Source organism: Chryseobacterium gleum (assembly GCF_900636535.1).
In the GTDB taxonomy this organism is placed as follows: domain Bacteria; phylum Bacteroidota; class Bacteroidia; order Flavobacteriales; family Weeksellaceae; genus Chryseobacterium; species Chryseobacterium gleum.
This window is the reverse complement of the sequence record NZ_LR134289.1, coordinates 195,828-218,870: the sequence shown is the minus strand read 5'-3', so window position 1 is coordinate 218,870 and position 23,043 is coordinate 195,828. Positions and strand designations below refer to the sequence as shown.

24 protein-coding genes and 1 tRNA gene are annotated in these 23,043 nt (G+C 37.0%); 13 read left to right on the top strand and 12 right to left on the bottom strand.

All coding sequences use genetic code 11. The features are described 5' to 3' along the window. Window positions 1–639, bottom strand: a complete 639-nt coding sequence (locus tag EL165_RS01000) for a helix-turn-helix transcriptional regulator (protein ID WP_041461509.1) — start codon at window positions 637–639, stop codon at window positions 1–3. Window positions 640–833: 194 nt separating this feature from the next. On the opposite strand from EL165_RS01000, the gene EL165_RS00995 reads away from it, so the two are divergent. The 5 genes from EL165_RS00995 (at window position 834) to EL165_RS00975 (ending at window position 4,078) form a co-directional block, all read left to right on the top strand. Then, on the top strand, window positions 834–1,460 hold the full coding sequence (locus tag EL165_RS00995) for a superoxide dismutase (protein ID WP_002980129.1): 627 nt from the start codon (window positions 834–836) through the stop codon (window positions 1,458–1,460). Window positions 1,461–1,483: 23 nt separating this feature from the next. Further along, complete coding sequence (locus EL165_RS00990; protein WP_002980131.1) at window positions 1,484–1,984, top strand: DUF2480 family protein; 501 nt, start codon at window positions 1,484–1,486, stop codon at window positions 1,982–1,984. 3 nt (window positions 1,985–1,987) lie between these two features. Next, on the top strand, window positions 1,988–2,563 hold the full coding sequence (locus EL165_RS00985; protein ID WP_002980133.1) for an NADPH-dependent FMN reductase: 576 nt from the start codon (window positions 1,988–1,990) through the stop codon (window positions 2,561–2,563). Window positions 2,564–2,753: 190 nt separating this feature from the next. Continuing rightward, window positions 2,754–3,104, top strand: coding sequence for a 4Fe-4S dicluster domain-containing protein (locus tag EL165_RS00980; RefSeq protein WP_002980135.1), 351 nt, complete (start codon window positions 2,754–2,756; stop codon window positions 3,102–3,104). 89 nt (window positions 3,105–3,193) lie between these two features. Further along, window positions 3,194–4,078: an alpha/beta fold hydrolase gene (locus tag EL165_RS00975; RefSeq protein ID WP_002980137.1), complete on the top strand. Its 885-nt coding sequence runs from the start codon at window positions 3,194–3,196 to the stop codon at window positions 4,076–4,078. Window positions 4,079–4,190: 112 nt separating this feature from the next. On the opposite strand, the gene EL165_RS00970 is transcribed toward EL165_RS00975, so the two are convergent. Further along, on the bottom strand, window positions 4,191–5,126 hold the full coding sequence (locus EL165_RS00970; protein WP_002980139.1) for a ketopantoate reductase family protein: 936 nt from the start codon (window positions 5,124–5,126) through the stop codon (window positions 4,191–4,193). Window positions 5,127–5,189: 63 nt separating this feature from the next. Next, entirely contained in the window at window positions 5,190–5,771 is a 582-nt protein-coding gene (locus EL165_RS00965) for a Crp/Fnr family transcriptional regulator (protein WP_002980140.1), read from the bottom strand. A gap of 144 nt (window positions 5,772–5,915) precedes the next feature. Here EL165_RS00965 and EL165_RS00960 point away from each other — a divergent pair, with 144 nt between their 5' ends. Together EL165_RS00960 and EL165_RS00955 are read left to right on the top strand one after the other, a co-directional pair. Continuing rightward, window positions 5,916–6,671 carry a helix-turn-helix domain-containing protein gene (locus EL165_RS00960; RefSeq protein WP_002980142.1) on the top strand — a complete coding sequence of 252 codons (756 nt, stop codon included), beginning with the start codon at window positions 5,916–5,918 and terminating at the stop codon, window positions 6,669–6,671. A 27-nt stretch (window positions 6,672–6,698) separates the two neighbouring features. Then, window positions 6,699–7,853: an FAD-dependent oxidoreductase gene (locus EL165_RS00955; protein ID WP_002980145.1), complete on the top strand. Its 1,155-nt coding sequence runs from the start codon at window positions 6,699–6,701 to the stop codon at window positions 7,851–7,853. Window positions 7,854–7,958: 105 nt separating this feature from the next. On the opposite strand, the gene EL165_RS00950 is transcribed toward EL165_RS00955, so the two are convergent. The 3 genes from EL165_RS00950 to EL165_RS00940 all read right to left on the bottom strand — a co-directional run bounded on the left by EL165_RS00950 (window position 7,959) and on the right by EL165_RS00940 (window position 14,600). Then, window positions 7,959–10,964: a reprolysin-like metallopeptidase gene (locus EL165_RS00950; protein ID WP_041461510.1), complete on the bottom strand. Its 3,006-nt coding sequence runs from the start codon at window positions 10,962–10,964 to the stop codon at window positions 7,959–7,961. A gap of 628 nt (window positions 10,965–11,592) precedes the next feature. After that, a complete protein-coding gene (locus EL165_RS00945) occupies window positions 11,593–13,017 on the bottom strand; it encodes a tetratricopeptide repeat protein (protein ID WP_002980148.1) in 1,425 nt (474 codons plus the stop codon). Between the two features lie 155 nt (window positions 13,018–13,172). Next, window positions 13,173–14,600: a tetratricopeptide repeat protein gene (locus tag EL165_RS00940; RefSeq protein WP_126358561.1), complete on the bottom strand. Its 1,428-nt coding sequence runs from the start codon at window positions 14,598–14,600 to the stop codon at window positions 13,173–13,175. A gap of 555 nt (window positions 14,601–15,155) precedes the next feature. Between EL165_RS00940 and EL165_RS00935 the strand changes: the two genes are divergently transcribed. The 5 genes from EL165_RS00935 (at window position 15,156) to EL165_RS00915 (ending at window position 19,418) form a co-directional block, all read left to right on the top strand. Further along, window positions 15,156–16,109 carry a heme-binding domain-containing protein gene (locus EL165_RS00935; protein WP_002980152.1) on the top strand — a complete coding sequence of 318 codons (954 nt, stop codon included), beginning with the start codon at window positions 15,156–15,158 and terminating at the stop codon, window positions 16,107–16,109. Between the two features lie 3 nt (window positions 16,110–16,112). Continuing rightward, window positions 16,113–16,586 (top strand): hypothetical protein, encoded by a 474-nt coding sequence (locus EL165_RS00930; protein ID WP_002980154.1) that lies wholly within the window; start codon window positions 16,113–16,115, stop codon window positions 16,584–16,586. Between the two features lie 48 nt (window positions 16,587–16,634). Continuing rightward, entirely contained in the window at window positions 16,635–17,519 is an 885-nt protein-coding gene (locus tag EL165_RS00925) for a hypothetical protein (RefSeq protein WP_126358560.1), read from the top strand. Between the two features lie 104 nt (window positions 17,520–17,623). Beyond that, on the top strand, window positions 17,624–18,676 hold the full coding sequence (locus tag EL165_RS00920; protein WP_002980158.1) for a sensor histidine kinase: 1,053 nt from the start codon (window positions 17,624–17,626) through the stop codon (window positions 18,674–18,676). Continuing rightward, window positions 18,651–19,418 carry a LytR/AlgR family response regulator transcription factor gene (locus EL165_RS00915; RefSeq protein WP_002980159.1) on the top strand — a complete coding sequence of 256 codons (768 nt, stop codon included), beginning with the start codon at window positions 18,651–18,653 and terminating at the stop codon, window positions 19,416–19,418. Before EL165_RS00920 ends, EL165_RS00915 begins: the two co-directional genes overlap by 26 nt. Before the next feature lie 99 nt (window positions 19,419–19,517). On the opposite strand, the gene EL165_RS00910 is transcribed toward EL165_RS00915, so the two are convergent. Together EL165_RS00910 and EL165_RS00905 are read right to left on the bottom strand one after the other, a co-directional pair. Beyond that, window positions 19,518–19,590, bottom strand: a tRNA-Lys gene (locus tag EL165_RS00910). A gap of 158 nt (window positions 19,591–19,748) precedes the next feature. Next, window positions 19,749–20,423, bottom strand: coding sequence for a MarR family winged helix-turn-helix transcriptional regulator (locus EL165_RS00905; RefSeq protein ID WP_002980161.1), 675 nt, complete (start codon window positions 20,421–20,423; stop codon window positions 19,749–19,751). 105 nt (window positions 20,424–20,528) lie between these two features. On the opposite strand from EL165_RS00905, the gene EL165_RS00900 reads away from it, so the two are divergent. Beyond that, complete coding sequence (locus tag EL165_RS00900) at window positions 20,529–20,813, top strand: hypothetical protein (protein WP_002980162.1); 285 nt, start codon at window positions 20,529–20,531, stop codon at window positions 20,811–20,813. A 53-nt stretch (window positions 20,814–20,866) separates the two neighbouring features. On the opposite strand, the gene EL165_RS00895 is transcribed toward EL165_RS00900, so the two are convergent. Genes EL165_RS00895 through EL165_RS00880 form a run of 4 tightly spaced genes read right to left on the bottom strand, consistent with a single transcriptional unit; the run spans window position 20,867 to window position 23,033 of the window. After that, entirely contained in the window at window positions 20,867–21,238 is a 372-nt protein-coding gene (locus EL165_RS00895) for a response regulator (protein ID WP_002980164.1), read from the bottom strand. A gap of 18 nt (window positions 21,239–21,256) precedes the next feature. After that, window positions 21,257–21,826, bottom strand: a complete 570-nt coding sequence (locus tag EL165_RS00890; RefSeq protein WP_041461821.1) for a chemotaxis protein CheB — start codon at window positions 21,824–21,826, stop codon at window positions 21,257–21,259. Between the two features lie 10 nt (window positions 21,827–21,836). After that, on the bottom strand, window positions 21,837–22,667 hold the full coding sequence (locus EL165_RS00885; protein WP_002980168.1) for a CheR family methyltransferase: 831 nt from the start codon (window positions 22,665–22,667) through the stop codon (window positions 21,837–21,839). A gap of 3 nt (window positions 22,668–22,670) precedes the next feature. After that, window positions 22,671–23,033, bottom strand: coding sequence for a response regulator (locus tag EL165_RS00880; protein WP_002980170.1), 363 nt, complete (start codon window positions 23,031–23,033; stop codon window positions 22,671–22,673). Window positions 23,034–23,043 lie beyond the last annotated feature (10 nt).

The following is a 23,043-nucleotide window of genomic DNA, read 5'->3' as shown; positions in this document are numbered from 1 at the left end:
TTATGAATTAAATGATAATGATTGGCTGATTTTATAGACACAGCGCTGTCCCCCGGAAATGATATGATCTATTCTTTCCACTTTATAGTCTTTTCCTATCAGGGATTGGAAATTGGATAGTTCGGCACGGCAGAAACCCTGACATTCAGCGGCAGCAGCACATATCGGGCAATGATTTTCAATCAGAAAATAATTTTGGCCTTCTTTTTTCCATTCTGCCATATAACCTTCTTCACTTCGGACTTTTGCCAAAGATTCCAGACGCTGCTCCAAAGACTGTGTTTTGGAAAGTATTTTTTCATAACGGTCGTGAGTGTTCTTTTCGCGGTCGCTGATCAGCAAGTTTAAAGCATTTTCACCCAAAAGATTTTTCACAGATTTCAGAAGCTGAACAGTTACATCCGCATGGGTATCCGGAAACTGAGCCAGACCTTTTTCAGTAAGAGTATAATAAGCAGATGGGCGTCCTACGCCTTCGCTTTTCACCGAAGACCGGATCCATCCTTCCTCTGCAAGATTCAGTAAATGTTTTCTTGCACCTTCTTTGGTAATCGATAATTCTTCTGCAATAAGAAGTGAAGTAGCTTCCCCTCTCATCTTTAAAAACATCAGAATACGATCTGCAGCTGGCTTCTTCATTTGACAATATTTAGGTTGTTTTATTTTCCAACAACAAATATAGTCATTTTCTATAACCTCAAAAAACAAAGCATAAATTAAACATTTACAACACTTTATTATTTTCATTCATCACTCTAATAAAACAACAAAAAAGTTGTTTTATTCAAATATATTTTTACCTTTGTCATACATTAATTAAAAAAATAAATACGATGAACCCATTTACATTACCGCAGTTACCATACGCTTATGATGCTTTGGCTCCGTTTATAGATAAAGAAACAATGACGATTCATCATCAGAAACACCACCAGGCTTATGTAGATAATTTGAATGCAGCGCTGGAACAAACCAATGAAACTAATGCTGATCTTGATTCGCTACTGCAAAGGATCAGTGAGTACAGTCCAGCTGTAAGAAATAACGGAGGCGGACATTATAATCACTCTTTATTCTGGGAAATTCTTTCTCCTGAACCTAAGCTGAATCCTGAAGGTATGCTTCATGATGACATTACAGCCACTTTTGGAAGTCTGGAAGAACTTAAAGCAGGAATGAAAAAAGCCGGTCTGGCTCAGTTTGGTTCAGGATGGGTGTGGCTGTACGTAAAATTCAACGGATCTCTGGCCATCAGTTCTACTCCTAACCAGGATAACCCGATGATGGACATTCTTTCGATGAACAGAGGTTTTCCGATTCTTGGAATAGATGTATGGGAACATGCTTATTATCTGAACTATCAGAATAAACGTGCAGATTATCTGGATGCCTTCTGGTCTGTACTGGATTGGTCTGCCGTTGAGAAAAAATATGAAGAAGCGTTGTCAAAAATAAGATAGTTAACATGAATTTTTAATAAGCTATGACTGAGGAAATTTTTATCAATAAGGCAAAAGCTTCGGGCATTATTGCTTTTGACCTTTCAGACTACAAACCGACGACGGAAATTGTAGAGCTTGATATTAAAGATCATCTTTTCATGGGAATGATTGTCAAGGAAAAAGAATTTAAAGAATCCATTGCTGAAGTAGATTATTCTGTGTATGATGAAAAAGCAGTAGGAATTATCTGCTCTACAGAGGCCATCGTCCCGCCCTGGGCTTACATGATGATCATGGAAAAGCTTTTTCCTTACGCTTCTTATGTGGATTTAAATAATGCAGAAACAATTCTGCTTGATCTCTGGAAGCGCCGTCTCATTTATGCTGATCTGAAACAGTACAGAAACCAGAAAGTGGTTGTCCGGGCCAATGCCAGCCATGATCCTTCTTTGTATTTGTTAGCGGCCGGACTGCTGAAACCTTTGGTTAAAACATTAATGTATGGCGAAATAGGACTGCCCAAAGTAATTTTTAAACAATAAAAAATGAAAGCAATTATATTCAACGGATCACTGGAAAGAAGAACCATATCTACTTCCGGACTGATTTCGGATTATTTTTCAGAGCGGCTGAAAATGTCAGGCATTCAGACTGATATTTTTACACTTGCAGATTCCGGAATTCCATTATTTGATGTTACACTCACCAAAACTCCCTTGGCAGTGGAACGCATGGTTCAGATGTTTACTGATGCTGATTTGCATATATGGCTGGCTCCTCTTTATCATGGCAGCATTCCGGGAGTGATGAAAAACTGCCTGGACTGGCTCGAAGTAACCGCTAACAGATACGAACCTTATCTCACCGATAAAACAGTAGGAATGGTATGCTGGGCAGACGGCCTACAGGCCATGCAGGGAATCAATACGATGGATTCTATTGCCAAATCGTTACGTGCCTGGCCGCTGCCATTCAGTGTGCCTGTTGTAAGATCATCATTATTTGCATCTGACAATTCAACACAAATTTCGGATCTCTATTCCGGTAAGTTTGATAAGCTTATCAGCATTGCAACTTCTAAAAAAATAGAAAGTTCAGGATTAACAAAATCAGCAGACTAGCTGTCAGACTGATCTTGCCGTGTAAGTGGATGATTTGTTGGCAGATTGATGATTAAAAAATAAAAATTAGCACGCTTTATGCTGCTTATTTTCAAAGAACAGTGTTGAACTGCTATAATTAAGTTTAAGGGGATTTCCGAATCGTTCTCCGTGGAAGAAATCCCTTTTTTAAACCCTAAAATTTCGTGATATGGCTATAAAAATAACAGATGCCTGCATCAACTGTGGAGCCTGCGAACCTGAATGCCCCAATTCAGCCATTTATGAAGGAGCCATTGACTGGCGCTGGAAAGATAAGACAAAGCTTTCAGGACATATCAAATTCCCGGATGGTACGGAAGCTGATGCTGATGCATATAATGAAGCAGTTTCTGATGAAGTCTATTATATCGTTTCCGGAAAATGTACTGAATGTAAAGGCTTTCATGAAGAGCCACAATGCAAGGCGGTATGCCCTGTAGACTGCTGTGTGGATGATCCTGATCATCGTGAAAGTGAAGAGGTACTGCTGGAGCGGCAGAAATTCATGCACAGTGCCTGAAATTGTACCCAACATTTTGTAACAAGAAGCCAGCATTTTCTACTTATTGAGAAACACAATATCAGTCATTTAAATAACACCTGTATTATATGAAACCGATATTATTTTTTCTTGCCTTACTGCCGGCTTTATTATCTGCTCAGACGGATATTCCAACGATCAAAAAAGAATACACCCGGCTTTTAGAAACTTCCTCATATGGAAACAATTCAAAAGCCGGTAAATATTATGATGTCAATGGAATCAAAATGTATTGTGAAACGTATGGCCAGGGACAGCCTTTGCTCCTCATCCACGGAAACGGAGGATCTATTGTAGATTTTTCTAAACAGATTCCTTATTTTTCAAAAAAATATAAAGTGATTGTCGCTGACAGCAGAGCGCATGGAAAGTCTCAGGATAAAGGAGAGGCGCTTACCTATGAAATGATGTCGGATGATTATGCTGAGCTGCTTCAGAAAATGAAAATTGATTCAGCATTTGTTATAGGCTGGAGCGATGGAGCGATTAACGGGCTGTTACTAAGCATGAGGCATCCGGAAAAGGTAAAAAAACTCATCATTACAGGAGCAAATTTAAGACCGGATTCTACTGCAGTACAAGCAGATGTATTCAAAAGAGTAAGCAATAATTATTCAAAATTTAAAGAGCTGTTTGCCCAGAAGAAAGATAAAACGGATCTGGATTATACGGTTCTAAAATATAAAAGATTACTAAGTGAGCAGCCTAATATAGATCCTAAGGCACTCCACAGCATTAAGGTTCCTGTCCTTGTTGTCGGGGGAGATTATGATGTCATCAAACCTGAGCATACCCTGGAAATTTTCCGGAATATCCCTAAAGCCAATTTATGGATATTACCCAACTCCGGGCACAGTACTTTGGTGGTATACACTGATGAATTTAATGCCAAAGCAGATACTTTCTTTAAAACAAAATTCAGAACCATTACAGACCGCGACCGGGAGTTCTGACATAATTAAACTCTGAAATTTCAAAAATTTCAATATTTTATATTTAATTTCAATAGAGGCGGGTTTTAACCCGCCTTCTTATGTTTCATTTTCTTTCGGCTTTAACCAAAACTTATTTGGCTTTAATCTCAGTATAAATTCTTTGAGTAAAAGGAGTTTCTGATCCGACCTCAACACCATATTTCAATACAGCTCCAGCAAACAGTTCCAGTTCGTTTTCTTTCTTTCCTGAATTGATATCAAGCTGTAAGGAAGTTGGAGTTTCAAAAGGAAATGTTGAAGCTTTTTCGAATGTCTTATCAATGATATCTTCCTGAAGATAAATTCCTTTTTTATCGGCAATCTGTTTAATTTCTTTCATAATTTCTGTAGCTTCCTTTTTCTGCGGTTCATCAGTACAGACACTTCCTATGGAAGAATTATGTTTAGCAGTTACCAGTCCGAAGCTGGCAATGAATATGAATTTTGTCCAGATATCCGTTTGTGAATTGTCTTTAAAATCAAAATCAATTTTACTTTCTTTCAGGAGTTCTGTAATCCATTCTGCAGGAGCAGAAAAATGCTCAGGATCTCTTCCGATAATCATTTTCCCTGCTTTTCCCTTATGTTCTACAATTCCTCTTTCTTTAATATGGGAAGCCACATAGATACAGGTTGGAAGAATAGTATGTTCAGGGATTATTTTTCGTATCCTGTCATAAATATCCGCCCCGTTCATCATAGGAAGCAATATGGTATTTTCATTAATGACCGGAAGCAACTGCCGGCATACATTTTCAAGGTCATATTCCTTTACACAGATCAATACCAGGTCAGGGTTTTTAATATCACTGATGTGCTGTAATATAGTATCAGGATGAGTCTGTGGATGAGAATGCTCCGGAGATAACAGAGTCAATCCGTTTTCTTTTACCTTCTCATACGTTTCTCCGCGGGCAACAAAGGAAATATTATACTTTCGGGAAGTTTCATTGGCCTGATTGATTTTAAAACCAAAATATCCACCTACACCACCTAATCCTACAACGACAATATGTTTTTTATTCATGAATTATTTTTAAACAAATATCAGCGATAACACCTGAAATACCACTTGACAAATGAAAAGAAATTATATTTTGTAAATATCCCTTCTGATCCTGCTCAGCGAACTGTCTTTAATTCCCAGATAAGAAGCTATTACTTTTAGAGGAACATACCGGAAGATTTCAGGATCTTTCTTCATCAGGCTGGCATATCTTGTGGAAGCCTTCTGACTGGCCATTTCAATCAGCCTGTCATGAATATTATAATAATTAAGAACAAAAAGAAGCCTGCTGAACTCCCTGAATTCTGGAATATTATGAAAATTATGCTGTACATTCTCCAATCCCGTTTCCCAGAAAACACAATCCGTTACGGTCTGATATATCTCTTTGGTTGGCTGTTGCCTGAAAAAAGACAGAAAATCATTAACAAAACAGGGTGCCGTATAAATATTTGTTGTGATTTCCTCATTATCTTCGTTCAGAATATAGGAGCGGACATATCCTTTTTCGAGAAAATAGGTTTTGGTGCTGATCACATTTTTATCCAGCAAAACAGTGTTTGCCTTTAACTCAAAACGGCTGAATTTTTCTGTGATTTTTTTAACCACTTCTTTTCTGATTGTAAATAAGGAATGAAAATAGATGTTAAGTGATGTTTTGTCCATAGAATAAAGGCTGTAGCATATTTATTTTTAAAAATCTTTTCAGAGCAAAAATAGCATTTATAAACTATAGAGATAACCATGGACTTTTTAATAAATCAAGTGATAATTTTGTAATTTTCTCCTTTAAAAACAGATCAAATCAATATGGAAAATGACTTCACTTACAATTTCATCGAACCTGACCAAGAAATCGCAGATTTTGTGGAAAATCTGGGAACATTTCAGAATCTTTCGGATGAAGCTAAAGAAGTGGTTATTATTCCTGACGGAAGAGTTGATCTTTTTTTTTCCCAATCAGCTTCAGAGCCTTTTCATGTTACCCTTCTCGGTTTAGAAACTTATCCTGAACAAAGGTATATTACCCCTCATACAATTGCTTTTGTTGTAAGTTTTAAGCCTCTTGCTGTTGAATATATTCTGAATACCTCCATTGCCAATTTACTGAACCTCGGAAAAGAACTTGCCCCTGATTTCTGGAATTTCAGTGCAGACGATTTAAAAGATTTCAACAACTGCTGTATGAAAGCTACCCAAAAGATAAGGCAACTGCTTCCTGCAAAAGCAGATGAAAGGAAATTAAAGCTTTTCGAACTGGTTTATGCCTCAAAAGGTGAAATGAGTGTGCAGGAACTTTCCGAAAAAACAGGCTGGAGCAGCAGGCAGATCAACCGTTATTTTACCAAACAGCTTGGTTTGTCGTTAAAGGCCTACTCTACTATTTTACGTTTCAGAGCTTCACTGGAACACATCGCACAGGGAAGATTATTTCCGGAACTCAACTATGCCGATCAGAATCACTTCATCAAAGAAGTAAAGAAATTTTCCGGAGTTGCTCCCAAAGAATTATCCCAAAATAAAAACGACCGATTTGTACTATTATCAGTATTGAAAGGAAAATAAATTTGCATTGTAAAATTTAAATTAACAATGCTGATAGACAATAAATCAATAGCAATCGTTGGTGGCGGTCCTGCCGGACTTACACTGGCAAGACTTTTACAGCTGAAAGGAGCCGATGTAAAAGTATATGAAAGAGACTTCAATAAAAATGCCCGTGTCCAGGGTTCTCCACTTGACATGCACGAAGATTCGGGTTTGGCAGCCATCCGTAAAGCAGGATTACTGGATGAGTTTAAGAAAACCTTCCGTCCCGGAGCTGACAGAGCACTGATTGTGAATGAAAAAGCAGAAATATTTTTTAGTGATCACGAAACAAAGCCTGAAGAAGATTTTGGGTATGAACATTTTCGTCCGGAAATAGACCGCGGCCCATTAAGAAATATGCTGCTGGATTCTCTCCAGCCAGAAACGGTAGTCTGGGATAGTCATTTTATCTCTATGGAGCGTCAAAATGAAGGCTGGCTGCTGCATTTCAAAAACGGAACTTCTGCGTATGCCGATCTTGTTATTGCCGGAGACGGAGCCAATTCCAAAATACGGCCTTATCTTACTGATATTAAACCCGTTTATTCCGGAGTGATCATGCTGGAAGGAAATGTTTCAAAGGAAAATGCTCCTAATATTGATGCAATGGTGAAAGGAGGAAAAATAATGGCTTTCGGAAACAGTCAAAATATTTTACTTGGTCAGAAAGGTAACGGAGATATTGGGTTTTATGCCAGTTTTAAAGCTGATGAAAACTGGCCTGCCGCAAGTGGGCTCAACTTTTCTGATCATACCCAGATGCTGAAATGGTTTAAAACAGAATATTCTGAATGGAGCCCTGTGTGGGAAGAATTGTTTGAAAACGCTGTAACCCCTTTTATTCCGTGCCTGATCTATTATATGCCCTTTGATCAGACCTGGGAAGCCCAATCTAACCTGACCTTAATTGGTGATGCTGCTCATGTAATGCCTCCATTCGCAGGAGAAGGAGCTAATATGGCTATGCTGGATGCTTTGGAGTTGAGTGAGCATTTAACAGATAACCATTATAATACGTTACGTGAAGCTATTTCCAGCTATGAAGAGAAGATGCGTGAAAGAGCTGCCATTGCCACCCGGGAATCCCTGGAAAATGGGGAAAGGATGCATTCTGATACTTCATTAACAACCATGCTTGACTTTTTTAATGGTCATTGAGTTCTATAACAAAGGCTGCCTTCGATTGAAGACAGCCTTTTTCCCTCTTAAAAAATAATTTTTTTTCTCTCCGTTTTAGATCCAGATACGGAGATTTCATATGTGTTATTTCTTGATCAACTTTGTATTATAAGTGTTCTTGTCATCTTTTATAGTGATCACATATATACCTTTTACCAAAGAAGCAACATTGATTCTTTGTCCGTCTGTTTTTCCTTCCTGAACAAGTCTTCCGTCTGCACTGTAAATTTTGTAATCACCCTTACCTTTAAAGTTTTTCACTTCAATAAAGGTATCTGCAGGGTTAGGATAAATTGATACTTCGGATGATTTTGTATCTGCTGTTTCTCTCACGGCTAGTGTACTGGCAGTAATCTTCACAGGAAGATCCATAATGCCTCCTGCCTGGCTTTCCAGTTCGCCGCACACATCATTCGGAGCCGTATTGAAGAACTTGCCTACGATTCTCATTCTTAACAATTTATCTCCGGAATAAGTAGTTGTTGGAACTGTAAAGTTAAGGTTACCCATTCCAACATTTCCTGTAGGAGATGCGCCGGATGTCTGGGCAACTTTTTCTGATGCTTCGAAAATTCCATTTCTGTTATAATCAATCCATACCGATAAATTTACCTGCATACCGCTCTGTAATAAATTTCCTATTCTTGGCGAGATTGTATAGGTATTACCTTGTGTCAAATTAACAATCTTGGTTGCATCCTCACTTAAATCTTTATATGATCTTGCTGTAGCATCTGTATAATCTATATTGGCAACTGCTACTTTCAAAATTGAACCCAAGTAAGGTGATCCTGAGTTTAATATACAGTAATCCACACCTGTTTTTAATCCTTTTGTTTTAAAGGTATAATTATTAGAGAAAGCCCCGGGAACGGAATTGACTACAGCCGCCACCTGAACTTCATAACTGGTTTCATCTTCTAAATTATTCAGAACAGCAGAATTAGCCTGGCTAAGAACATTAGACCAGTTTACTGTTCCTGCTTTTCTGTAATTAACAGAGTAAGTAGCTCCCGGAACACTGTTCCAGGATATTCTTGCGGACGTTTTGAAAATCTCAGTATCTATAGCGGCAATTCCTGTAGGAGACGCTGTAGAAGATGTAGGCGCACTCCCTACCGTAACGGCAGGAGACACGGCATAAAAAATATTCCCTACAGCTGATATTCTTAACTTTACTGTTCCGCTTACATTTCCTGGCATTTGTGCACTATAGCTTCCGGTATTTGGAGTTGCAGCTGCAAGATTCGTCCAGGTTGTACCGTTATCTGTAGTATAATCTATTTTCACACTCGCTGTATTATAAGGGGCAGCATTTGTATTGGCAACATCCCAGTAGATTGTATTTACCGCGTTATTATACAGTACTGAAGATGGAGTAAGTCCATTGAATTTGAATGGTCCGTCATTTCCTACAGTTACGGTAGTTGTTGAGCTGGAAACCATCGGGCGCTGAGCGTTAAGATCTCTTACTGTTACAGCATAGTTCAATGTTCGTGGGATATAGGATACCGTTTCCCATCTTTGCTTATCTGTCAGGCTTCCATTCATCACACTTGCGAAGTTTGGAAAATACCTCCTTCCGTTGGGTGTTCCGGGAACGGATCTTGTTAAAGCACCTTTCGGATTGTATCCCCATCCGCTATCGCCGGAAATTGTAGAAAATTCATCTGTACTGTCATTCTGTTCCCAGGTGTAATTTACAGAATCATTTTCGGCATCCGTTGCTGAAGCTTCAAGATAATAAGCCGTTCCTTTAGGAATGCTATAAGCAACCAGAGGATTAATAGCCGGAGCAGTGTTATTGATAATATTTTGAGAAACTCCGCAATTAAGTTTATTTTCTAAATTGGTTAACACCTGATCAATTGATTTATAATGGAAATATCCATCTGCATTAGCCTGAACATTATCATAGGTAATTCCGGCATATCCCATAATTGTTGTTCCGCCGCCAGGCTCAACGTTGGCTCCCTGATTGGCATCTGTGACTGAAGTATTTGAAAACGTATGGTTTGCTCCCAGCTGATGTCCCATTTCATGTGCTGCAGTAAAATCAAAAACCTCACCTACGGGCACAGGTCCTTGTGTATAGGCAGAACCTTTTTTTATTTCAGTATTAGTTGCCGGATCTACGCAGACAATGCCGATTCCTCCTGCGTTTCCGCTTCTCTCCGCATTCTGATTAAGAACATGGCCGATATCATAATTGGCATTTCCTACTGCTGAAGTAAGTGTTTGCTGTAATTGAAGATTTAAATTACCTGTATAAGGATCTGTTGCCGGATCCAGATAAATAATCTGCGGAAAATTCTGTACTGTTAAATGAGCTCCAAAATCACGCTCAAAAACACCATTTATACGGGTCATTGTATTATTCATAGCAGCCAGAACCACTCCTTTTTTTACATCATCTGTTGCATTGGCCGGAGTTCCTGCAGCTGTTAATTGATACTGGCTGTATTCTCCTGTAACGGACAATGCCATTCTGAAATCTCTGTATTTTGTGTTAGTAGGTCTGCTGGTAATTCCAACTCCGGAAAGCATTTTTTTTCCATTCTCCACCAACTTATTAATATTCTTAAAATCATGCTCTTCTGTGTCACATTTGAAGCCATGTTCTCCATCGTTCTTTGTTTTATAGAATACTCCGTAAGTCTGCTTATCTGCAGTAATGGGTTCTATAAACTGAAACACACCATCCTTTATAATCATAGACTGCATATCAATTGGAGAAGTACTGAACCTTAAATACTTGGAAGGATCATCTAGTCCAACTCCCACATAAGATCCCAACTGATATTTTTCTACCAGAGATCTGTCCATCACAGGATTGCTATACACTGCAAATTTTTCAATCTTCCCTTCTACAGTTGGTAAAGAAATAATAACAGGCTTTGCATTTTTTCCTGTTTCTTCTGCATTTTTAAGCATTTCTCTAAGAGATTTCAGATCTACCCTGTAAGAATACTGTACTTCTACTCCTTCTCTTATCTGCGAACTTTTTTGAGAAACAGATTCCCATCTCTGGGCATTGAAAACCGTAAAACAAGACGCTAATGCGCAAACGAATAAAATTCTTTTTTTCATAAATATATTTAAGTTATTTTGATAGAATGCTGAAAATTTTAGTAAAACGACGGATAGGTCCGTCATTATCATAAATTCAATAAAATGAAATTAATCATATAAAATTCACAACAAAACTCTCTACAAAACTTATATATTTTAAATAAAAAACAAAAAAAACCGATACTACACAGATACAACAAATACATTAATTATTTGACTATCAATAAATTACATTATCAACAACTTGTATTTAACAATATTACAATCTTAGAATCATTAAAGTTTTAATCAGAAAAGTTCCTTAAAGCCATATTGAAAATCAGAAAGAAAATAGTACTTAAATGATACTTATGCAGTTATTAAAAAGCATAAATGATGAAAAGTGAGAGGGCAAAAAATAAATAAGTTAAGAATGAACAGCAGATTTTTCTCATTCATAGATAAAAAAACCGGATAAAACACAACTAACTACATATCAATATTTTAGAACAACACATACGCGATGTAGTACCCGTGTAGTATCGATTTTTTTCATCTTTTAGTTAAAAATTTTCATATTTGACACCGAGACCACGAAAAAATCCGAGTGGTGAAAAGAGAATATTTCGAGTACTGTCTGACCTGATGAATCAGACAGTTTTTTTTATTATGCCAGGGTGTCAAAGAAATGATAAATATCTGTTTCTTTGGGAATGTTCAGTTTTTTTCTGATTCTGTATTTTTTCTGCTGAACACTTCTATGCTGAACCAAAGTATAACTTGCAATTTCCTTAGATGTAAAATGAAGTTTCAGCATGGCACAAAAAACAAGTTCAGAATTTTCAAGCCCCGGATTAATGATTAAAAGCTGATTTATAAATTCAGGATAGGCTTTTTTAAAACGATCCAGAAATTCAGGATCATTTTTTTTACCAAGCTCTATAATTTCCTCCTGCTTATTGTCATTCATTCTTACTTTGAGGTTTTCAGCTTCCATAGCGAGAATTTTTTTCCGTTTTCCTAACGCAATAATAATCCTCCAGGCATATAGTCCCAACAAACAAAGACCAGCAAACGAGAGGAAAAAAATCCAATATACCTTATTCTGATGGCGGTCAGCATCTTGTTGGGCTTCTGTAATAAAGGATGCCATATCCTGGTTGATAGCAGCCAGCAAAGATGTATTGGTTTTGTAAAAAGCATCCGTGTACTTCTTCAGATAAAAGTAGGCCTTCTCCTTATCTCCGGTTTTTTCATACAATACCCTCAGATCATTATAGATATATTTTCCATAATAGGCGTAGATACGTTTTGTCTTTTCATTGATTTCCAAAGCTTTACCAAAAGCTTCCTCTGCCTTATCATATTGTTTGTTTTTGAGAAAATATTCTCCCATTATGGTATTTGCATAGAGTGCAATGCCATCTGCCTTGCCTCTCATATTGGCTTTGTTGTAGGCAAGCGTTATATATTTATAGGCAGAGTCATTATTTTTATGCATATAGACATAATCACTTATAGCACAGTCTGCCAAACCTGTATCATCAAGCTTTTTTGCCCTATGGAAATATTCGAGTGCTTTATTATAATCCTTTTTTTGAACGAGATAGATTGCCTGTCTTAAGTAAATACTGAAAAGAAGATCATTTTTGAGCGGTGACGGATCGCTTTTCCGGATAAAACTCATCGCTTCATCATTATACTGAAAAGCCTTATCAAGCCTCCTGAGCTCTACATTGAAACGACCGTAAACATTATAAAACCTGGCTTTATGAATGTTGTCATCAGAAGCATCCAGAATTTTCTTTGCATTATCAAAAAGAATCTGGGACTTCGGAAAGTTCTCCAGTGAGATATTAAGTTCTGCCAGATTGATATAGCATAGAGCCTTGCCGTCTCCATAATTCATCTTATCGGCCTGTCTGTAATATCTTTTATTAAGATCAATCAAAGAATCATAGTCTCCGGCAAGCCGGAATTTTTCATTCTGTTTCAGTAAAGACACGTCAAAAGCTTTTTCAGTCTCTTTTTTTGAATGAGATTGGCACGAAACGATAATAACAAGTAAAACGGCAAGAAAAATATGTCTCATATGTTTCTTTATTTAAGCTACATTCCTATTTAAAAAGATGTTTAATAAATCATTTTCTCAGAATAGAGAGTGTTTTCAATGGTTATTTCCGGCAGATCAACAGTGGAATCTATTGATAAACAAAATCCTGCAGGTTTTATTGTGATCAGTTACTATTATGTCAGATTTTCAAAAAAATCGTAAATATCCGTTTCTCCGGGAATGTTCAGCCTTTTTCTGATCCTGTATTTTTTCTGCTGAACAGATTTGTGCTGTACAAAAGTATAATCTGCAATTTCCTTGGATGAAAAACGTAATTTCAGCATTGCGCAGAAAGCGAGCTCAGAATTTTCAAGATCCGGATTGATTTCCAAAAGGGTTTTTATAAATTCAGGATATAATTCTTTGAACTTCATCAAGAAAGAAGAGTCATTCTTTTTGGCCAGGTCCATTATTTCCTCCAATTGTTTTGCCTGAACATGATTCTTCAATGCTTCAGTTTGCTCTTTCAGGGTATTTTTCTTTTTTTGCAATTTATTAATCAGCTTCTGTACATATACTCCTGAAACGGTAAGAACTGTTACAGAAAGTGCAATAAATAGCGGAAGGTCATTTCTATGCCAATCAGATTCCTGCTTTACTTCTGAAATAAAATCTTCGGTAGCTTTATTCATGGCCGCAAATCTGGCAGCATCAAAACGCTTCTCCTCTTCCATATATTTCTTCAGATAAAAGTAGGCTTTTCCTCCGTCATTTTTTTTCTTGTACACTTCTGCAAGTGATTTGTATACGTCTTTTATATGTGAAGAATAGGTGCGTCTTGTCCTGATATTAATTTCAAGTGCTTTTTTAAGAGCTTTTTCGGCCTGTTCACTGTTATCAATTTCATTATAATAATACCCCATGGTATAATATACCCAAAGCGATTCCACATCTGTTGTTTTCTGACTCAGCATTTTTTCATCTGCCCTGGCAATGTATATCCCCGCAGAATCAGGTTTATGGGTATATAAATAGTATTGCGCCACCATACAATTGGTATAGGCCGAATTTTCCAGTGTATTTGCCTTGATGAAACATTTTAGAGATGTTCCCAGCCATCCTTTCCACGCATAGTAAATACCTTTGTTTACATAGAGCCTGGGAAGAAGTTTCTTAGTGAGTTTTGTATTTTTTGCCTGTTTTAAATAATAAAATGCTTTGTTATTGCATTCTATAGCTTTATCATATACTTTAAGATGTGAGTAATACAGACTATAATCATCATAGAACGTTGCTTTGTGATAAGCATTTTCAGAATGTATCAGGTCTTTTTCTGCTTTACTGAAAAAAAAACGGGCTTTTTCATAATTACCTGCGGATACATTGACTCCTGCCATATTAAGGTAACAGAGTCCTTTTCCTGCTGTATATTTCATTTTGGCAGCCTTTTTCAGATAATTTTTATTTAAACTGACAAAGGCTTCATATTCACCGGACAATTGCAGCTCAGCGCTTTGGGTTAATAAGGAAGCATCAAAATTCTCTTTTTCTTTGTCCTGAGTATTACGATGACAGGAAAGCAGGCACATAAATAATCCTATACAGATTGTATAGGTTATCATTCTCTTTATGTCGGTTGGATATATTTTTTTATACTTAAAATCAATTTTTCCCATGCCACTTTTCCCTGTATCTAAATATCTACCTATGCATATTTATTGAAATATGCAGATAAATTTATGCTATAATTTTTCCCCAATAAGTGTTATAAATATACATAATTTCCTAAACTTATTATGAAATAAACAATCTGTTTTGCGAAAATGTAACATTAAAATAAAGTAACATCAGTTCCCTTAAACATACATTTTTCTTAAAATTTTCAGACAAACAGCGTAAATATTCTACCTTAAAAAAACTATGCTTTAATTATGATAAGACTACCTGAAATGGAAATTGTTACAAATAGATGAAGTGAATTATTTAAAATTTAGTCTGCAAGCCAGAACAGTGGGTACATTTTGTATGTTGATATAAATGAAATGCAAATTTGCTTTTTATGAATATTGACTTTTCATCGTCACAATTGTCAGATTCAAAGTACAATTTGTCCGATTTATCATATTTTCTGAAGAATATATTTCAAAAGTTTTGAAATTTGAATAAAAATAACAGATATGAATCGTTTTTTCAAAAAATTAAAAACAAAAAATATCCTGGTTATAGTACTTGTAATTTTTATTGGAATACAGTTTTATAGACCTGACATTAAACCAGAGCCTATAACCGGGGAGATTCAGGTTCCCAGTGATGTAAAAGCCATACTACGGCGGTCATGTTTCGACTGCCATTCCAATCAGACCGAGCTTAAATGGTTTGACCAGATTGCCCCTGCTTCCTGGCTGGTAGCAGATCATATTAAAAAAGGAAAAGAAGGACTGAATTTCTCTGAATGGGATAAACTGGCACCTCCCGTACAAAATGCAAAACTTTGGGAGTCTTTTAATCATATTAAACTGAATTCAATGCCTCTTAAAAGCTATGAATTGGTTCATCCTGAAGCCAGACTTTCTGAAAAAGATATTCAGATCCTGAAAAAATATGTATCTTCTCTGGCTCCAAAAGTGCCTGATACAGCAAAGGCTACTGCCTATAAAAGACAACTTCAGCAGGTCAGCACAATACATACCACAGAATCAAAACTGTTATTTCCTACTGCATTAAACGGAATCAGCTATATTCCTGATTATAAAAGCTGGAAACCGATAAGTTCTACCGAGAGACTGGATAATGGGACAATGCGTATTATATTCGGAAATGATATTGCGGTAACAGCAGCAAAGGAACACCGGACAAATCCATGGCCTGACGGAAGCATATTGGCAAAGGTAGCTTGGGACCAAATCGTTGACAGTGATGGCAATATCACTACCGGAGCTTTTAAACAGGTGGAATATATGATCAAGGATTCTAAAAAATTTGCCTCTACCAAAGGATGGGGATGGGCAAGGTTTTTATCTCCAAAACTTGAGCCCTACGGAAAGACAGCAGACTTTGCTAATGAATGCATCAGCTGCCATCGCCCGATGAAAGACAATGATTTCGTTTTTACTTCTCCTCTTAATCATTAAGCTATGAAGAATCCGATTATTTATTTAATACTGTATGTATTTGTATTGAGCTGTGGCTCAAAGCAGGAATATGAATCCGTAAATGAGAAGGCTTCCCTTCCTGAAAAGTTTGATTTTAATGCCATGAACTTAAAGGTAGTCACTTCTTCAATCAATCATAAGAACCAGACAATGATGACTCTTTATGGTAATAACCCAGCAATGGAAGAGCTAAAAGGCAAACCCGAAAAGGAGGAAAGTAAAGAAAGAATACTGGCCCTGATTACCTGGTCACAAAAAGAAGACCCTTATTGGTATGGAGCAAAAATTCCTGATCGTCTGTTGTCTGTAGAAGTTATCAAAAGCAGATATCCGCTGTCAGACAATTTTGACATTCAGTATGAAAAATACGAAGGACCGGCACTTAAAAAAGTATCCGCAAGCGGATCTGAAAGAATCCCTGCCATTCTTACTATGAAACCTTCAATAATGCCCTAGCCAATTTTCAAAAACACATATAAAATGATATTCACTAAAACTATTAAAATGGAAAAGTTCACATTCAGTTCAAATCTTATAACAGGATGCATTTCAGCGCTACTTCTTTTAACCTCTGTTGCATGCTCAAAGGACAATCAGGATGAATCTTCTGATGCCGTTAAAGAAGTGCAGTTACGGAATGATGCCAATCTCGGAAATATCCTGACCGATAAAGAGGGGCGTACTCTTTACTATTTTGCCAACGATGCTACTGCAGCAAACAATTGTACAGGAGGCTGCGAACCAATATGGCCTGTCTTCAATGTGGATAATCTTTCATCTGAAAAGTTGGGAACAGGATTAGAACTCTCTGATTTTACAACAATAACTACGGGTTCAGGTAAGAAACAGGTAACTTACAAAGGAAGACCGCTTTATTATTATGCTCCTTTGGTAAATTGTGCCAACGTAAAAGAAGAAGCCGGGAAAACCGGTGGAGAAAATATCGGAGGCGTATGGTTTGTTGCAAAACCTGATTATACGATCATGCTTACCAATGCCCAACTTATAGGACATGATGGAAAAAATTATACATCCGCGTATACAGAAGGTACAGGAAAGACTTTATATTTTACAGATGCTAAAGGAGTAACACTGTACACCTTTACGAATGACAAACAAAATAAAAATAATTTTACTGCCTCCGATTTCTCAAATAATGGAGCATGGCCTATTTATGAAACGGATAAAATAGTGGTGCCTTCCGGACTGGACAAAACACTTTTCGGGTCTATCACAGTATCTGGAAGAAAACAGCTTACCTATAAAGGGTGGCCTCTTTACCGTTTCGGGCAGGATAATATGATTATGGGATCTAACAAAGGTATCTCATTCCCATCTCCGGGTATCTGGCCGGTACCTGTGAGTAATATGGCTGCAGCTATGCCTTAACTTTGTGTTTTCATAGGAATCTAAGTGCTAAATAGCGGACAACTACCCTAACCGCTATTTAGCTTTTGTATCTTTATAACTGCTTAACTTTCTGATTTTTATTTATGATTTATGCAAAGTATATAAATGCCAACGGAAAAAAGGTATTCAGGATTGATCCGAGAATCATTCTCTTTAGTTCTCTTTTTATGGGAATTCTGGCTTCTGTGCCCAAAATACTCCGTATACAGATAACCCTGGGAGAGCTAATGATTGATTTTTCCATTTCGTTTTTATACTCCTTATTTGTTTGGTATTTTAATATTTACAGCCTGCCTAAATTTTCTATTCAGACTATATCGACAAGTTTCTTTAATAAAAAGCTTTTGATCAGTCTTTCACTTGGCATTGTTGTGATGGCTGCCCTCGTATTTTTACATCACATTATCTTTCCAAAGTATGGGTTTAACACCATGATATTGATGTACGAATTCAGAGCTGTACTGATTAATCTGACGATTTATATGTTTCTGTATCTTTTGTATCAGAGCTATAATTCCCAGCAGATCAGCCTGGAGCTGGAACAGATCAGGACAGATAATCTTCACGCCCAGTATGAACTGCTAAAACAGCAGATTAATCCACATTTTTTATTCAACAGTCTCAATACATTGAAATCTATGATTGATATAAAAGATGAAAGTTCAGGAGATTTTGTTGTCAGACTCGCTGATTTTTACCGTTTTACTTTAGACAACAGAAAGCTGGACCTTATTCCCTTAAAAAAAGAGCTCGCCATACTGGATGCCTATGTTTTTCTCCTGATTTCAAGATTTGAAGATGGCATAGAATTTAAAATAGACATTCAGGAAGAACTATTGAATTCCTATATTCCTCCATTTACCCTGCAACTGTTGTGTGAAAACTGTATCAAACACAATATTGTGTCACTGGCACATCCACTGATCATAAAACTATACAGTGAAGATGAATATATTATTATCGAAAACAATTTTCAGCCGAAGAATACTCCTCAGGAATCTGCAGGGATAGGAATTGAAAATATTAGAGAACGTTACCGGCACTTTGCTGAAAAAGAGCTGATCATCCTGCAAAATGGCATCAATTTTACCGTTAAATTACCCATAGTAAATGAAAGTTTTAGTAATAGAAGATGAGATAAAAACCGCAAAGGCTTTGGGGCGGATGATTGTTGCAGTGCAGCCGGAAGCTACCGTAGTGCAATATATTGAAAGTATTGCTATGGCAGTCGGCTATCTTTCAGAAAATCCAACTCCGGATATTATATTTATGGATATTCAGCTCGCAGATGGAAACTGTTTTGAAATATTCGGCCAGGTCAGTATAAAAGTTCCGGTTGTTTTCTGTACAGCCTTTGACGAATATGCCATAGAGGCATTTAAAAGCAACGGAGTAGATTATATCTTAAAGCCTTTTGAGAAAAAAGATATCGAATCGGCATTTGAAAAGATAAAGAGACTTAAAAATTTCTTTCAGCACTCCCCTTCTCCTGACCGGCAGCTGGAAGATATATTGGCCAATCTGACAACAGGCAGAGGTAAGACCAATTTTCTGGTTTTTTCAAATAATAAATACAGTAATATCCCTATTGACAAGATTGCCTTTTTTTACAGCCAGTTTGGAAGCACAGTACTGGTAACTTCCGATCAGAAGGAGTATCCAATACCGCAGTCTCTGGACGAAGTGGGGCAGCTGGTTTCGGCAGCTCAATTTTTCAGGATCAACAGACAATACCTGATCAACTTTTCTGCAATTGTGGAAGTGGAGCATTATTTTTCGCGCAAGCTTCTTGTCAGTTTAAAGATTACAACTCCTGAAAAACTTCTGGTGACGAAAGATAAATCCTCCCGTTTTCTTCAGTGGCTTGAAGAACGGTAAAATCATTCTTTGAAAGCCTATTTCTCTAACTACAAACAACAAGTTAAACAAAAATAAAAACGGACAAACCATTACTAAAAATGATTTGTCCGTTTGATGTGACCCGGCTGGGATTCGAACCCAGGACCCATACATTAAAAGTGTATTGCTCTACCAGCTGAGCTACCGAGTCGGCCACTTACTTTTTCAAGTAAATCCCTTTGTTTAAGGGACTGCAAAGATAGAAACTTTTTCTTTATTTACAATACTTTCCAGCGATTTTACGTACTCAATTCCGCTAACCTTTACATAATCAGAGACAAAAATTTTGAATCTATAACAGGTACTTTGCTATAGATTTTTGAAAGCATACTCATCATAAACCGTGTTAATGAGATTATCTGAATTGATGTTTCTTGAAAAAATTGGATAATGAAAACGATCCAGCTTATTAAGGATACGGATCAGATCCATCTTCTCTCTATGATTGAGGTTACCAGCAACGATATTGGTTGCCTGGCGGATCTTTTCCATTTGTTTTTCCAGAACAATCAGTCCTCTTTCAGAAATACGGATTAATTTACTTCGCTTATCCAGATCAGAGTCTGTCTGTTCAATAAGTCCCTGCCGCAAGAGTCTTGCAATAATAAGCATACCGACCGGCTTATCATGAATATTTTTTTTGATAAGTGCCATCTTGGTCATCTCACCAAAAGCCTTTAAATTAATTAAATAAATAAAATCTTCCTGGGTTGAAAATTCAGAGTCTGATATTGCGGATTTGGAATAGGTTTTCGCGTAGCGGTTAAGGTGAACCAATAATGTACTTATTGCGCTTTCCGGTGTTCTTCCATTCTCTTTGCCCTCCCAATAGGGTTCTTCAAAAGAATCCGCATGTTGCGTATTCTCCTGATCAGAAATCCAGGATTTAAAACCTTCAATAGTACAGGGATAGGAATTAGGATCAGCATCTGATTCAAATTGCTCAAGGAGCGTCATAAAGTCTTTGATAAGGGCAAAATTCATTTTAATAAAAATAGTATACAAATATACTTTATTTTAGATGAATTTCCTCTATTTTTTATTCCGTACGGTACAACATTTGCAGTTTAAAGTTTAATTATCAACGATATGGACGAAATAAAAACAGACAGGTTAGACCCGGTTACGGATAAACATCTGATTGATGAATATTTTAACCTGGCAGTAAAAAAGGAACTAAATATCGACATTGACGTTAGCTCCGAATACATTGCTGCACATAATATCGTTTCAAAAAAATCAATTCTCGTTAAAACGTTTTCGGATGCCGTTATGGGAAACCCTGATCTTTATCTTTTACTTCGGTCGTTAATTCAAAATGTAAACACTTATTCTTTAACAAAAAGCCAGATTATCAGTACACTGAAGAAATAAAAAGAATCTCTCATAAATTTATGAAAGATTCTTTTTTGGTAAATTGAAGTTCATTATACCTGTTCTGTGATATGCTTTGCCACCATTGCCTCAAGATCATCCAGATTAAATGGTTTTGAAACATAATCATCCGCCTGCGCTTCAGAAGCTAAAGCAGCAATATCATTATTTGCCGTAACATAGATGACCGGAATGTGATTAAACTCTTCACTGTTTTTAAGAAGCTTTGTAGCCTCTACCCCACCGATGCGGGGAATCCAGTTATCCATCAGAATAATATCCGGCTGATATTCTGCTACTTTCTCAAGGATGTCATGAGATGTTTCTGAAATTTTAACATCATAGCCATTTTCTTCAAATATGATGGTGATGACTTCTAAAATAGCTGTATCATCATCAAAAATTAAAATTCTCTTTTTATTCATATTATTGAGGTTATTCTATTACAACTGATTGATATAATCCGCTAAATTATCTGGCCTGATAATTAAATCATAATCAATTTCTTCTACCGCATGTCTGGGCATATATTCCACTTCTGCAGTTTCAGGATCCTGAATCCATACCTGCCCGTTATACTTTTTAATATAAGACAGACCTTCTACTCCATCAGCATTGGCTCCCGATAAAAGTATTCCAACCATATGTTCTCCGTAAATTTCCGCTGCAGACCTGAAAGTAACATCTATGGAAGGCCTGGAATAATTCATCTTTTCAGAGCTGTCCAGTGACATATTTTTCTTATTTTCAAACAGTAAATGGTAATCAGCAGGAACAATATACAGGGTACGGTTATTAATTTTGGTTTTATCTTCAATTTCCACCACCGGTATTCTGGTAAACTGCTGCAGCAAAGTCCGCAGGATATCTCCGGATTGGGCTTTACGGTGAACGACCACGACAATCGGAATATTCAGGTTGTCATCAAGATTTTTGATCATTTCGATGATGACCTGTAAGCTTCCTGCCGATCCGCCAATAACAATTAATTCAATATTCGTCTCTGATTTCATGATTGCATTATTAATGGTGATCAAGCTTTTTCCAGATTTTCTGGTCTTCAGCCTGATGATAATTCTTTTCAATGGTAGAAAACCGAAGTGTTTCTTTTGCCCCGAGAGCAAGAAAACCAAGATTTTCAAGGCTGTTGTCAAAAAGTCTGAATACCCTTTCCTGAAGTTCTCTGTCAAAATAGATCAGAACATTTCTGCAGATAATCAGCTGAAAACTGTTAAAAGAACTGTCTGAAACCAGATTGTGAGTAGATAAAATAAGCTTTTCCTGTAAACTTTTATCAAACTTCACACTATCATAATTAGCGGTATAATAATCAGAAAAATCCCTTATCCCGCCTGAAAGCATATAGTTTTCAGAATATAATTTCATCTGATGCAGCGGGAAGACTCCGGCTCTTGCGGTCTCAAGAACAGCAGGATTTAAATCGGTACCATAAATCAGTGATTTATCGTACAAGCCGGCTTCTTTCAGCAGAATTGCTATCGAATAGGCTTCTTCTCCTGTTGAAGAACCTGCTATCCAGATTCTGATCAACGGATAAGTGCCTAATTGCGGCAGCACTTTTTCTCTCAATGCTTTGAAAAAAGGAGGATCTCTGAACATTTCGGTAACGTTTACCGTAACTTCTTCTATAAAACGTTTCAGATACTCCGGATCGTTCATGATAATATATCTGAGTTCTGCAAAACTGGTGAGCCTGTCCAAAAGACATATTCTGTTTACCCTTCTTTTGAACGACGCTCTGCTGTAGCCGGAAAAATCATATCCGTACATCTCATATACATCGTTGATCAGATACTCAACTTCCTGATCTTTTATGATACTTGGTTCCAGCATGTATTACAACTTTTCTATTGCTTTTATTAGAAGATCCACATCTATCGGTTTTGAAACATAATCATCCGCTCCGGCTTCCATACATTTCTGACGGTCTTCAGGCATTGCCTGTGCAGTAACAGCAATAACAGGAATGTTTTTAATTTCAGGGGTATCTCTTATGATTCTAACGGCTTCGTAGCCATCTATCCCCGGCATCATCATATCCATAAGAACAACAGAAAACTGAGGGTCTGATTTCAGGATATCAAAAGCTTCCTGAGCCATTGTACAGGTTTCAACAGCATATCCACGAGCCTTCAGGGTCAGTTTCAATGCAAATATATTACGTGGATCATCATCCACAATTAAAATTTTCTTACTCATCAGAATTATA